This window comes from Streptomyces smyrnaeus, assembly GCF_017676345.1.
Lineage (GTDB): Bacteria > Actinomycetota > Actinomycetes > Streptomycetales > Streptomycetaceae > Streptomyces > Streptomyces smyrnaeus.
Genome location: NZ_JAFFZM010000007.1, coordinates 235,320 through 247,413, shown reverse-complemented (window position 1 = coordinate 247,413; position 12,094 = coordinate 235,320). Strand labels below are relative to the sequence as shown.

Sequence of the window (12,094 nt, the reverse complement as noted above, 5' to 3'; positions counted from 1 at the left end):
GGCCGCCCCGGGCCGCCATCGGCCGCCAGCGGTCGGCGAAGGGGAAGGAGCACCACGTTGCCGACCAAGCCACGGCTGTCCCAGGCCGCCGTCGAGCAGCGCCGACAGGACGTGCTCAAACACGTCGCCGAGCACGGTGAGACACGTATCGACGACCTCGCCGCACGATTCGACGTCAGCCTCATGACCATGCACCGGGACCTCGACGATCTGGCCGCCCGCCATCTGCTGCAGAAGGTGCGCGGGCGGGCCGTGGCCTTCCCCGCCCTGACCATGGAGACCGCCACCCGCTTCCGGGAGGGCACCAACCTCGCCGTCAAGACGGCCCTGTGCGCCGCGGCGGCCACCCGGATCACGCCCGGAAGCACGCTGCTGATCGACGATTCCACCACGCTCTTCCCGCTGGCCGGAATGCTCGCCGACATCGACCAGCTCACCGTGGTCACCAATTCCGTCGGTCTCGCCCAGCGCGTCGGCTCCGTACCCGGCGTGGCCGTCACCCTGCTCGGCGGCCACTACCACAGCGAGTTCAACTCCTGCACCGGTCCCGACGTGACCCGGGCGCTCGCCCGCCTCCACGCCGACCTGGCCCTGACGTCCGCCACCGCCGTGCGGGAAGGCCGGCTCTTCCACCCGCTGCGCGAGTACGCGGAGGTCAAGGAGGCGATGCTGGACTCCGCGAGCACGGCCCTGCTCCTGGCCGACCACTCCAAGTTCGGCAAGACCGCCACCCACGCCTATGGCACCGCCGCCCTCTACCAGCAGGTCGTCACCGACACGGGCACACCTGCCGAGGAGGTCGCGGCCCTGCGCTCCCTCGGAGCCGCTGTGGAGACAGTGGAGCCCGACGACGCCGGGGACATCGCCCGGTAAGGGCACAACGCGGACAACGCAGTCCTCTCACACCCCGCGGCGGTCCCGGATGCCCCGGACATCCCGTCCCCGGACCCCGAGGCCCCGCGCCCCCGAGGTCTCCGGTCCCCCGGGGCCACCGCTGGTGGTCCGGGCCGCAGCAGTGGCCCGCTCCAAGGTCCCGGGGAGCTGTATCAGCCTCTGCTCCGGCCTCGGACTAGGAGTTCTTCATCACCAGTTCATAGGAACGGACACGGTCTCGGAAGTCGTAGACGGGCGTGGTGAGCATCAGCTCGTCTGCTCCGGTCTCATCGGCGAGTTGCGTCAGTCGGCGCACGACGGTCTCGGGCGTCCCGGTGGCCTGCTGGGCGCGGAAGCCGGTCAGCGCCTGTTGTTCCTGCGTCGTGAAGGTATGGGCTGCTGCCTGTGCGGGGGTGGGGAAGGGGATCTCACTCGCTCCCTTGAGGAGCCCGGCTTTGACGACATCCATCGGTCCGGCCAGCCGCGCGGCTTCTTCCTCCGTCTCGGCGCATATGGTCTCCACGCACACCAGCACCCGGGGGCGCTCGCTCCAGCGGGACGGGGTGAACGCCGCCCGGTAACGGTCCAGGGCGGCATGGGTGTTGTCGGGCCGGATGTGGTGCGCGAGGGCGACCGGCAGTCCGAGTTCCGCGGCGAGCGTGGCGCCCGAGGTGCTGGAGGCCAGCAGCCACGGCTCCGGCAGCGGTCCGAGTGCGACTTCGTCGACCAGGTAGGACAGGATCGCGGCTATGTCGTCCCGGTACTCGGCGTCCGTCGTCGGTCCGGCTCCGCGGCGAAGAGCCCGCGCGGTGGCCTCGTCGAAGGTGCCGGGACCGCGGCCGATTCCGAGGTCTATACGGTTCTCGTGCAAGGCGGCCAGCGTTCCGAACTGCTCAGCCAGCATGAGCGGCGCGTGGTTGGGAGCCAGCACTCCGCCCGAACCCAGCCGGATCACCGAGGTCGAAGCGGCAGCGTGTGCGGCCAGCACCACCGGTGGGAACGCGCCGATCGCGGGCGAGTGGTGGTGCTCGGCGTACCAGATACGGCCGTAGCCCAGTCGCTCCAACTCCTGTGCGAAGGCAGCGGTGTCCCGCAGGGTGTCCACGGCTCGGGTGTCGGCCTGGACCACCGCGACTTCCAGCGCCGAAAGAGGTATGTCCGCCATGTCGTCAGCATAGTGATCACACCTCATGGGCCCGACGCCGGGGATCGGCGCCGCCGCCCTGCCGAACTGCGGCGGCCCGGTTGCAAGGTGATGCCGCCGGCCGTCCGCGGCGGTGGGGAGTGGCCCTCTGGGTCGGCGCGGCGGTCGTCCTGTCGGAACCGCCCGGACGAGTCCTGGTCACGCCGGTTCACGGCAGCCAGCACGGCGCAGCACAGCACCGCCAGGACGGCCCCCGCACCCAGCAGCGACGGCGCGGCGAAAGTGCCGGACAGCAGGGTGACGACGTACGGCGCGAACATACCGAGATAGGCCAGCGTCCACACCAGCGAGCCGACCCTGGCCAGCCGCTCGGGCGGGGCCACCGTCGCCGCCTCGGTGAGCGCGTAGGTGAGCGTCAGCCCGTAGCCCGCGCCGAGGACGGCCGCCGCGAACAGGGCGAGGGCCGGGCGTTCGGCCGAGACGGCGGGCACGGCGAGCAGCAGCCCGAGGGCGATCACCAAGAGCCCGGTCGCTCCGGTGGCGATGCGGTGCCGCCTCGCCAGGTGCCGGGCCAGCGGATGGACGGCCATCCCGGCACCGGGCACGACGGCGGTGGCGACTCCCGCGTAGACGGTCTCCCAGCCGTCGAGGTCGCCGCCGACCAGCCCGGGCAGGGTGACGAAGCCGAGGGTGGGCGCCGCGAAGATCCACGGTGCGAGCGGGAGGAGGGCGCGACGGAACCGCCGCCAGTCGACCGGGATGGCCGTCCGGCCCTCCTCGGCGGCCACCGTGCCGGGCCGGGTCTCCGGGGCGCCGCGCGTGGCGACCCATGCGGCGGCGCCGAGCAGCAGATGCGGCATATACGCGGTGACCCTCGGGCAGGGCGCCCACTGGGCGATCAGCGAGGCGACGAGCCCGCCCGAGGCGAACCCGGCCGAGACGAAGAGTCCGGAGCGCTTGGCGGCGGTTCCGGGCCCGGAGGGGTTCTCGTGCGGTGGGCCCGACAGCTCCTTGACCCACGCACTGCCCGCCGCGAGCAGCGCGCCGGCACTCACGCCGGTCAGGAACCGGCCGGGGAAGAGCCAGCCGGACGCTGCCGAGCCGGCCATGAGCAGGATGGTGGACAAGAGGTTGACGGCGAGCGCGGCCAGGGCGAGCGGGCGGCGTCCGTGCCGGTCGGCAAGCGGGCCGCACACCAGCAGCCCGGGCACGAGACCGAGGACGTAGAGGGCGAAGAGGCCGGTGACGGTGGACTCGGACAGTCCGGCCCCGGTGCGGTAGGAGCCGAGGAGCGCGGAGAACTGGTTGGCGCTCCAGCCGGAGGCCGTCATGATCCAGGCGGCGCGCAGCCCGTGGCGCCGTGGGGGCGAGGCGAGGGTCGGGGTGGTGCTCATGAACGCCTGTTCTACGAGCTGCCCGGGGCCCGGCGCCGCCCGCGTTCAAGACTCGTGAACGCCCGTGGGGGCGCTTCCGCGCGACGTCGTACGCTGGCGGGATGGATCTCCGTCTGCTGTCGTCCTTCCTGGCGGTGGTGGAGGAAGGTCACTTCCGCAGGGCGGCCGAGCGACTTTTCCTCTCCCCGGCGGCCGTCACCCAGCACGTGGCGCGGCTGGAGAGTGAGCTGGGCACGCGGCTGCTGCACCGAGGGCCGCCGGTCCGCCCCACCCAGGCGGGCGAGCGCCTGACCGGGCATGCGCGGACGCTGCTCACGGCCGCCGACGCGGCCCGCGAGGACCTCGCCGGACTGGTCTCCGGACGGAGGGCGACGCCCGCCCCGCTGCGGGTCGGGATCATGGGCCACGGCTCGGCGGAGCTGACTCCGGCGGCGGTCAACGCCTTCCGCAGAGCTCGCCCGGAGGTCCCGGTGGAGATCCGACAGCTGGACTTCACGGAACACTCCTCGGCGCTGCTGGAGGACCGGGTGGACGTCGCGTTCGTGCGTCCGGCGCCGGACGACGAGCGGGTGACCGCCGACGTCCTGACGACGGAGCAGCGCATCATCGTCGTACCGGAATCCTCGCCGCACGCGGCGGCGCGGGACGAGGGTGTGCGCGTCGCGGATGTGATGGATCTGCCCTTCTTCCGCGTACCGCCGCACACGCCGCGCCCCTTCACGGAGTACCTGTACTTCGGTGACGAATCCCCGCGCCGCAGCACCGAGTTCGCGCTGACACCGCAGGAGGTCCTGACAGGGGTGGTCGCGGGCCGTGCAGCCGGCTCGGGGCTGAAGTCCTTCGCGCGGTACTACGCCTGGCCGGGCGCGGTCTTCGTGCCGGTGCTGGACGCACGGTGGGAGAGCAGCTACCTCGCGGTGCGAGCGGTCGAGCCCGGCTCCCGTCCCCCGCACCCAGAGGTCGCGGTCTTCCGCGCGCTGACGCTGGCACTGGCGCGCGAGCTGGGCCCTCGGATCTCGGCGGCCTGAAACTGCCTCGCCGCCGACAAGACCCTCGCTGCTGCGCCGACCTGGTGCCGAGTTGGAGACGGTCGGCGACGAGTCGGCGCTGACGCGCCTACGATTCGACGCTGATATGGCCTACGACCTGCCTGCCGGAACGTCGGCGGTGAGGTGGGCCATCAGCCGGGCCGGCGCGTCTTCCTGGAGCAGGTGGCCCGCGCCGTCGACCCAATGGAGCTCTGCATGGGGAATTCGCTCATGTAGCCACTCGGCGTACTGGGGCGGAAGAATGCGGTCCTCACGGCCCCAGATCAGACGCACGGGAATGGAGATCTCACCCAGCAGGGGCTCGTAACCGACCGTATCGGCCTGCTTGATCTGGCTGTACTGACGGTAGAACGCGGCCTGCCCTTCCGCGCCCTGCCAGGGAGCGAGGAACGCCTCCAGGACACCGGGGCGAAAGCCGATGTGCGTGGCATTACGCAGATGGCTGACCACCAGGGCCTCGTGAGCGTAGCCCGGGAGTTGATGAAAGACGTCCGAGTGCTGAAGGATCAGTCGGAAGAGTCCCCTCTCCCATTCACCACCACTGACGGCGTCGAAGAGCGTGAGGTCCGAGTAGCTCGCTTCTTCCAGTAGCAGCGCGCGCAGTGCCACGGCTCCGCCGATGTCATGGGCGACGACGCTGGGGCCGGACAGTTCCCAGTGCTGGAGGAGGTGGGCGAAGTTCCGCGCATGAACCGCGAGGCTCAGGTCCTGCCCCTCACGTTGGTCCGACTGACCGAACCCGAGGTGGTCAAAGACGAAGACCTGTCGGCGGAGAGCAAGCGCCGGTGCGATCTCCCGCCAGAGGAACGACGAGTACGGGGTGCCGTGCACAAGCACCATCGGCTTTCCGCTGCCGAAGACCGACCATCGGATGGTCCCCTCGGGCGTTTCGAACTCTTCGCCGAGCTGCCAGTTCGTTGTCACGCTTCCACGCTCCCTGCTCTCGCCCGAGTCGGCACTGTCGTCGCCCTTGCGGACGCAGCACCGCACCGTTGAATCCTGCACAGTACCCAGCTCGGACATGACGGGGTGCCCGTCCAGGGTCCGCGTCAGGACGGGGCGAGGACGCAGAACTCGTGGCCTTCCGGATCGGCGAGGACTGTCCACGGGACGTCGCCCTGGCCGAGGTCGAGGTCGGTGGCACCGAGGGCCCGCAGCCGGGCCACCTCCGCCGCTTTGTCGTCACCGGGGTACGGCAGCAGGTCAAGGTGGACTCGGTCCGGCACGGCCTTCGCGCCGGGCGTGCGGAGGAACTCGAGATACGGGCCGACACCCTTGGCGGAGCGCATTACCGCAAGTTCGTCAGTCACCTTGTGCAGGGCCCAGTCCATCGCCTCGCCCCAGAACCGGGCCATGGCCCGTGGGTCCGCACAGTCGACCACCACCGCGGCGATCGGCCCGGTGTCCCGGTAGACCTCCCGGGGCTCCAGCACGCAGAACTCGTTGCCCTCCGGGTCGGCGAGGACCGTCCACGGCACCCTTCCCTGACCAACGTGGGCGGGCGTGGCACCGAGAGTCTGAAGGTGCGCGACCAATTCCGCCTGATGGGCCGCAGAGGTGGTGGCGAGATCGAGGTGTACGCGGTTCTTTGTCGTCGTCCTGGCTTCCGGGACGGTCACGACGTCGATGCCGACGGCTACCGGGTCCGGCCAGACGAGGCCGCCGACGGGTCCGACGTAGGTGGTCACCCCGGACCCCGTGCCATACATGCTCCAGCCGAGCGCCTCCGCCCAGAACCGGCCGACGGCAGTGACATCAAGAGCCTTTATGTTCACCTGAACAGGTCGCAGCGCCATGTCGGCGATCCTATGCACCCGCTCTGCAACGACGTATGCACCGCTGCCGACGCGTGTACCAGGACGTGCTGCTGTGCCGCTGGCACAACGTGCTGGGACGCACGATGTGGGACTTCGCCGGCGGCCGGGCCGGTGGCAACCGGTACCTGGTGCTCGGCCTCGGCACCGGGCAGACCGTCGACCTCCCTTGCCCACCGACTGCGACGAGCTGATCGTCTACGGGCCGCTGCTCTCCGACGACGGCACCAGCTGGCCGGGCACTGCGGTGCTGGTCCGGGCGCCGGACCCGAACACCGCACGCGTCACCCTGCCTTCCGACCATTACGACCATATCGAGGTCCACACCTGGCAATTCGGCGGAAGACGCTGATGAACTGAGCCGCAAGAACATCCCCGAAGCCTGTTGCTGCAGTCACAGCAACAACTGGGGCTGGGCCGTCAGGCCGAGCACGTAAGTACCTGGTGAGGATGGCGAAGCGCCCATTTCCTGATCCAGAATGATGGGATGGTCACGCTTGAGACCCCCCGTTTGATCCTGCGTCGCTGGCGTGAGGAAGACGTTGCGCCCATGGCTGCCGTCAATGCCGACCCCGAGGTCATGCGGTGGATCCGTGATGGCAGCGTCCGTGACGAGCAGCAGACTCGTGGTGGGATCCAGGCGTGGGAGAGCGAGTGGGAATCACGGGGCTTCGGCCTGTTCGCCGTGGAGATCCGGTCCACTGGCGAGCTGGCCGGGTTCACCGGCCTTTCGGTGCCCGACTTCTTGCCGGAGGTGCTGCCGGCGGTCGAGGTCGGCTGGCGGCTGGGACGTTCCCACTGGGGGCAGGGCCTGGCCACCGAGGCCGCTGCGGCCGCAGTACGGTTCGGGTTCGAAGAACGAGGGCTGGAGCGGATCGTCAGCATCGCCCAAGTGGGTAACGACGCCTCCGAGCGGATCATGACCAAACTGGGCATGCATCCGGTCCGTGAGACGGTCAATCCCACCTGCGGTCGGCGAGTACGGGTGTTCGAGTTGTTGTCGGAGCAGTACGCAGACCGACAGCCCCGTCGATGAGCTCACGGACCATGTCGGCGTGGTGCCTGCGTGCCGGTGGGTCTCGGCAATCATCTGTACCAGGAGCCGGCGGGGCGTCGCTCGCATCGGTCGTCCGTCCGGTCAACCGAATGTCCAGCCGGGTTTCGAGGTGGCGTGCCCCGGTCACGGTGCGAGCGCGGTAGCCACCCGGGACAGCCGATCGGCTGACAGCGCGAAGCGGTTGGCGGGATTACGGAACGAGTACTCGCCGTCGTTGACGGAGAAACCGTGCCCGGCTGTCGTCCAGCGCGCCGGGCCGGGAGCTCCTTGGTCCGCCAGGAGAGCAGAGGCCAGGGTCTCGGGGGCTTCCACGCTCGTACGCGCGCCGAGTGCGACCGTCAGTCGGACAACAGCATCGTCGGGTACCTCGGCGTCACCGAACGCGGGTAGCAGGAGCAGCAGGCGGGCGTCGGGATCGGTGGTGCTGCCGCCGGGCAGCTCGTTGTCCGCGGCTGTCACCAGCTCGGGCCAGGACAGGCCCGGCCCCATGAAGTGCCCGTCGTCCCGGGCGAGGAGCTCGGCCTGGTCCCAGTCGGGGTGGTGGAGGAAGTAGTCGGTGCCGGTGTCGTCCCCGACAGTGCGGTGGACAACGTGGAGACGGTGATTCTCGGCGAGCGGGACAGTGAACGTCGGCCAATCGCCCCGGTCCAACAGGCGCTGCCGGTAGTCGCCGGCCGCGTCGTAGTCCGCGCCGAACAACAGTTCCTCAGTCTCCTCGCTCTGGGCACGGGAGCAGAGGTGCCCGAGCCAGAACAGGGGCTCGTCCAGGAGCCCGGCCTGGTATGTGAGGGGACCACCTTCGTACCCCGGTATCCAGGCAGCAGGACGCAGGTCAGCGCTGTTCATCACGGAGGACATCATGCCGCCCAGGCCCGGTGCCTGGTGCAGCGGCCTTGCCGCCCTTTGCAGCTCTCCGGAGAGGTGTCGGAAGACTGTCGGCGGTGGCCGTGATCTGCCGGCGGTATGTCGGTGGAGGTTGCGACCTTGGACGGGTTGGTGTTCCGCATGAGCACGCTGCCCCGAACGCCAGGAGCCTGTCATCGTGTCCTTCGCGTCCCAGAGCCGACTGTGGGACGTTCACCGGCTACCGTCCGCCGAGGGCAGGATCTTCCTGGTCACCGGGGGCAACGCCGGGATCGGCTACTTCGTCGCGGAGCAGCTTGCCGCCACCGGCGCCGTCGTCGTGCTCGGCAGCCGGGACGCGGCGAAGGCCGACGCCGCCATGGCCGCGATCCGCTCGCGCGTCCCCGACGCACACGTGCGACAGCTTCAGCTGGACCTCGCCGACCTGTCGTCCCTGACGGCCGCTGTCGACAGGCTGGGCCTCGATCATCTCGACGCGGTGATCCATAACGCAGAAGTCGCGCTCGACGACCCGCCGCGCCGCGAGACCGGGGACGGCCACGACCTGATGTTCGGCACCAACCACCTCGGCCTCCGGTAGTCGCAGAGCCGCGACCTAGGAGGCCGTTCAGCAGTCAACCGCGGTGCCCATCCCTCGAACCGGCACGCCCGCATGTCTTCATGTGAGCGTCAATGTCGCAAGTGGAGACAGGTCTTGGTGCGGGCGCTGAAGAAGGGGGTTCCGTTCGGTGCCGTCGTACTGCGGGGTCCCGTACAGCGTGGACCTGGGAGCGGGCTACGAGCTCTTGTGGCGTTTCGTATGTCTCATAAGGCGGTCTTGCGGAGATTTGGTGGCGAAATAGTGTGCTGTGCGGAACATCTGACCGACAGGAGGGGGCTTCATGCGTGTCAGGCGGAACGTCGTTGCCTTGTTGGGGGCGACGGCTTGTCTGGTGGGAGGCACCATCACAGGTGCTTCAACTGCCGGCGCAGCTGACAGTGAAGGGCCGAGCGCGGCGGCCAGTCCTTGCGACTACCAGTCGTACAGGAACAACTCGTCGGCGTGGGGGTACTTCAACGGCACCTACAACCTCAAGACGCGTCCCGCGGCGGAGTGCGGCAACGTCGCACGCATCAGCAGCGGCACCAAGTTCTACGTGTGGTGCTACACGTACAACTACTACGGCAACGTCTGGGTGTACGGGAGGAAGGCCGGGACCGACACCCGAGGCTGGACGTCCGGGGACAACGTCACCTACGAGGGCGGCTCCCTGAACCACTGCTGACAGCTCCGCTGCACACGGCTGAGGCTCCGAGTCGGAGCCTCAGCCGTCGCCGGATCGGGGAGGCAACAGTGGATCGGGGCGGCAACGGTGGTGCGGGCGGAAGGCGAGGTCTCAGTCGAGTGCCCCGGGCAGCGACTCGCCGAGCGCCCCTTGGGCGAGCAGGGCTTCGGTCTCCTCGCGTCGGGCCAGCGACGGCTGCGCCCCGGCGCGTGTGGTGCTGATGGCCGCTGCCGCTGCCGCCCATCGAGCGGCCTGCTCCAGCGACCGTCCTTCGGCCAGCCCCACGGCCAGGGCGCCGCAGAACGAGTCGCCTGCCGCCGTGGTGTCGACGGCTGTCACGGGGAAGGCCGGAATGTGCAGGCCGGCGTTTCCTTCGCACAGCAGGACGCCGTCTCCGCCGAGGGTGACGACGACGGCGCCGACTCCCAGGCGACGCAGTTGTCGCGCCGCCGCCGAGACATCGTCGAGTGTCTCCGGCGTCGAGGAGAGCCCGGCGAGCGCGGCGAGCTCGGTGCGGTTGGGCACCAGCAGGTCGACTCGGGAGGGGAGTTCGGCTCCGGTGACGGCGGGCGCGGGGTTGTACAGCACGGTGCCGCCGGACAGCCGCGCTGCCTCGTGGTTGGCCTCGTCCGGTACCTCCTGCTGGAGTACGGTGACCCGCGCCCGGCCGAGAGTGTCGGCCGCGGCGGCGCAGTCGGCGGCGCTCAGTCGGGAGTTGGCACCGGGGCTGACGATGATGGTGTTCTCGCCCTGCGGGCTGACGGCGATGAGGGCGCGGCCGGTCGGCGTGCCGGAGGTCCGCCGGATGTGGCCGACGTCCACGCCCTGATCGCGGGCGGCGCTCAGCATCACCTCGGCATCGTCGTCGTCACCGACCCGGCCGACGAACGAGACCTCGCCGCCGAGCCGTGCCGCGGCCACGGCTTGATTGGCTCCTTTGCCACCGGGGTGGCGGACGATGTCCCCGCCCAGCACCGTCTCGCCCGGTACCGGGTGATGCGGTACCGAGGTGACGAGGTCGAGGTTGAGACTGCCGACGACTGCGATCACGGGGCTGCCTTCGAGGAGAGAGGGGCGGAGGGGGAATCGGTGGACCGCGGGGCGGGGGTGGTGGCGTGGCGTACCGGATCCCCGGCAGGGCTCCCACCAGGGGCGCCGGAGGCGGCCGGGCCGTTGCCGGTGTCGCCTCTGGCTCCGAAGGGCCCGAAGGCTCCGGTGGCTGGTGGCGGGGCGGGCGCCGTCGAGGCCCGGACGACCAGTTGCGGGGCGAGCCGTACGGCGTGCCGCGTCCTCGCTCCGCTCGGCGACACGGCCACAGAGGCTCCGGGGCGGGCGCTGTCGGCTGGTCCGCCGTCGACGGGTGCGTTGTCGACCGATTCACCATCGGCCGAGTCGCCACCGAACGATCCGGCGTCAGCCCGTTCGCCGTCGGTCGGTTGGCCGGCGTCGTGCCCGGAGGCGAGGTGTCGTTCCAGCAGCCGCACCGCTTCGACGGCGATGTCCCGCACCGGCTGCCGCACGGTGGTGACGGCCGGATCGGCGAGATCGGCGGGTGGGACGTCGTCGAAGCCGGTCACGGCGACCTGGCCGGGCACGTCCGCGCCGAGCTGCCGTAGCCGCTGGATGGCACCGAGCGCGATGAGGTCGTTGCCGCACACCACGGCATCGAAGGCCGGACCGTCCCCGCGTCGCCGTTCGTTCCACAGCCGGTCGACGGCCTCCCGGCCCCAAGCGGCGGAGAAGTCGCCGAGAGCGAGCAGCGGCGGCTCGCCGGGGGTGAGGGACTCGACGCCCGTCTCGTAGGCGGCGCGGCGTTCCGCGGCGGCCGAGGCGGTGCCGTCAGCGCCGATGTAGCAGGGCCGGCGGCGGCCCTGCGCGGCGAGGTGGTCGAGTACCAGCGCCATTCCCGCGGCGTTGTCGACGGCAACGAGGTCGGCGACGCCGGGCCCGCAGCTGCGGTCGAGCAGCACCAGCGGGACGCGCGCGGCGGCCGCGGTGACGGCAGGGCGGCTGCGGTGTTCGTCGACGGGCACCACGAGCAGTGCGTCGACCTGCCGGGCGAGCAGGGACTCGATGCGTGCGGCCTCCTTGGCCGGATCGTCGTCGCAGTCGGCGAGCAGTACGGCTCGGCCGCGCTCGTCCAGTACGTGTGTCAGCTCCCGGACCAGTGTCGGGTAGAAGGGGTTGGTGATCTGGGGGAGGACGAGTCCGACGGTGGCGGTGCTTCTGCTGCGCAGGGCGCGCGCGACCTGGTTGGGCCGGTAGCCGAGGCGTTCGGCGGCCTCGCGGACCCGGCGAGCGGTGCCGGCGCCGACGGGCCGGGAGTTGGCCAACACCCGGGAGACGGTGGATACGGAGCAGCCTGAAGCGCGTGCCACGTCGCGCAGTGTGACGTCTGAGCCAGGGTTCACGGCGGCCACCACTTCTTCGTCGGAGTCCGGCGGGCGGATCCTATCGCGCATGCCAGGTCGAAGGTCGGCAAACGTTATCAGGGCGAGTTCCATCCGGTTCAGCCCCAGGTGAAAGGGGTGTGACGCAGTCCTCCATTGACATCCGGTAGCCCGCTACGCAAAGTCTTGGGAGAACGTTTTCCCACCAATCCCGTCGCTCCTGCAACACGCATCCCTGCCCTCC

General features: G+C 70.3%; 11 protein-coding genes and 2 pseudogenes. 6 read left to right on the top strand and 7 right to left on the bottom strand.

The features are described from left to right. Positions 1-57: 57 nt before the first annotated feature. Complete coding sequence (locus JW613_RS14175; RefSeq protein WP_245225597.1) at positions 58-873, top strand: DeoR/GlpR family DNA-binding transcription regulator; 816 nt, start codon at positions 58-60, stop codon at positions 871-873. A 196-nt stretch (positions 874-1,069) separates the two neighbouring features. Here the strand turns inward: JW613_RS14175 and JW613_RS14170 are convergent, their stop codons facing one another. Both JW613_RS14170 and JW613_RS14165 read right to left on the bottom strand, forming a co-directional pair. Then, positions 1,070-2,038, bottom strand: a complete 969-nt coding sequence (locus tag JW613_RS14170) for an LLM class flavin-dependent oxidoreductase (RefSeq protein WP_209211159.1) — start codon at positions 2,036-2,038, stop codon at positions 1,070-1,072. A 23-nt stretch (positions 2,039-2,061) separates the two neighbouring features. Then, positions 2,062-3,411 (bottom strand): MFS transporter, encoded by a 1,350-nt coding sequence (locus JW613_RS14165; RefSeq protein WP_245225595.1) that lies wholly within the window; start codon positions 3,409-3,411, stop codon positions 2,062-2,064. 101 nt (positions 3,412-3,512) lie between these two features. On the opposite strand from JW613_RS14165, the gene JW613_RS14160 reads away from it, so the two are divergent. After that, entirely contained in the window at positions 3,513-4,439 is a 927-nt protein-coding gene (locus JW613_RS14160) for a LysR family transcriptional regulator (protein ID WP_209211158.1), read from the top strand. Between the two features lie 111 nt (positions 4,440-4,550). Here the strand turns inward: JW613_RS14160 and JW613_RS14155 are convergent, their stop codons facing one another. Both JW613_RS14155 and JW613_RS14150 read right to left on the bottom strand, forming a co-directional pair. Continuing rightward, positions 4,551-5,384 (bottom strand): alpha/beta fold hydrolase, encoded by an 834-nt coding sequence (locus JW613_RS14155; protein WP_307865893.1) that lies wholly within the window; start codon positions 5,382-5,384, stop codon positions 4,551-4,553. Between the two features lie 125 nt (positions 5,385-5,509). Beyond that, positions 5,510-6,256: a VOC family protein gene (locus JW613_RS14150; RefSeq protein ID WP_209211156.1), complete on the bottom strand. Its 747-nt coding sequence runs from the start codon at positions 6,254-6,256 to the stop codon at positions 5,510-5,512. Between the two features lie 53 nt (positions 6,257-6,309). Here JW613_RS14150 and JW613_RS14145 point away from each other — a divergent pair. Beyond that, positions 6,310-6,626, top strand: a pseudogene (locus JW613_RS14145) (YciI family protein); the annotation flags it as partial. Between the two features lie 135 nt (positions 6,627-6,761). After that, on the top strand, positions 6,762-7,310 hold the full coding sequence (locus JW613_RS14140; protein ID WP_209211155.1) for a GNAT family N-acetyltransferase: 549 nt from the start codon (positions 6,762-6,764) through the stop codon (positions 7,308-7,310). Positions 7,311-7,454: 144 nt separating this feature from the next. On the opposite strand, the gene JW613_RS14135 is transcribed toward JW613_RS14140, so the two are convergent. Further along, entirely contained in the window at positions 7,455-8,177 is a 723-nt protein-coding gene (locus JW613_RS14135; protein WP_245225594.1) for a hypothetical protein, read from the bottom strand. Positions 8,178-8,373: 196 nt separating this feature from the next. Between JW613_RS14135 and JW613_RS14130 the strand changes: the two are divergent. Both JW613_RS14130 and JW613_RS14125 read left to right on the top strand, forming a co-directional pair. Then, a pseudogene (locus JW613_RS14130) lies at positions 8,374-8,766 on the top strand (SDR family NAD(P)-dependent oxidoreductase); the annotation flags it as partial. Positions 8,767-9,076: 310 nt separating this feature from the next. Continuing rightward, positions 9,077-9,460 carry a hypothetical protein gene (locus tag JW613_RS14125; protein WP_209211153.1) on the top strand — a complete coding sequence of 128 codons (384 nt, stop codon included), beginning with the start codon at positions 9,077-9,079 and terminating at the stop codon, positions 9,458-9,460. A gap of 111 nt (positions 9,461-9,571) precedes the next feature. Here the strand turns inward: JW613_RS14125 and rbsK are convergent, their stop codons facing one another. Together rbsK and JW613_RS14115 are read right to left on the bottom strand one after the other, a co-directional pair. Next, the gene (gene rbsK, locus JW613_RS14120) at positions 9,572-10,510 is read right to left on the bottom strand and encodes a ribokinase (protein WP_209211152.1); all 939 of its coding nucleotides are present in this window, start codon (positions 10,508-10,510) and stop codon (positions 9,572-9,574) included. After that, entirely contained in the window at positions 10,507-11,838 is a 1,332-nt protein-coding gene (locus JW613_RS14115) for a LacI family DNA-binding transcriptional regulator (protein WP_307865892.1), read from the bottom strand. The genes rbsK and JW613_RS14115 overlap by 4 nt, the downstream gene beginning before the upstream one ends. Positions 11,839-12,094: the final 256 nt, after the last annotated feature.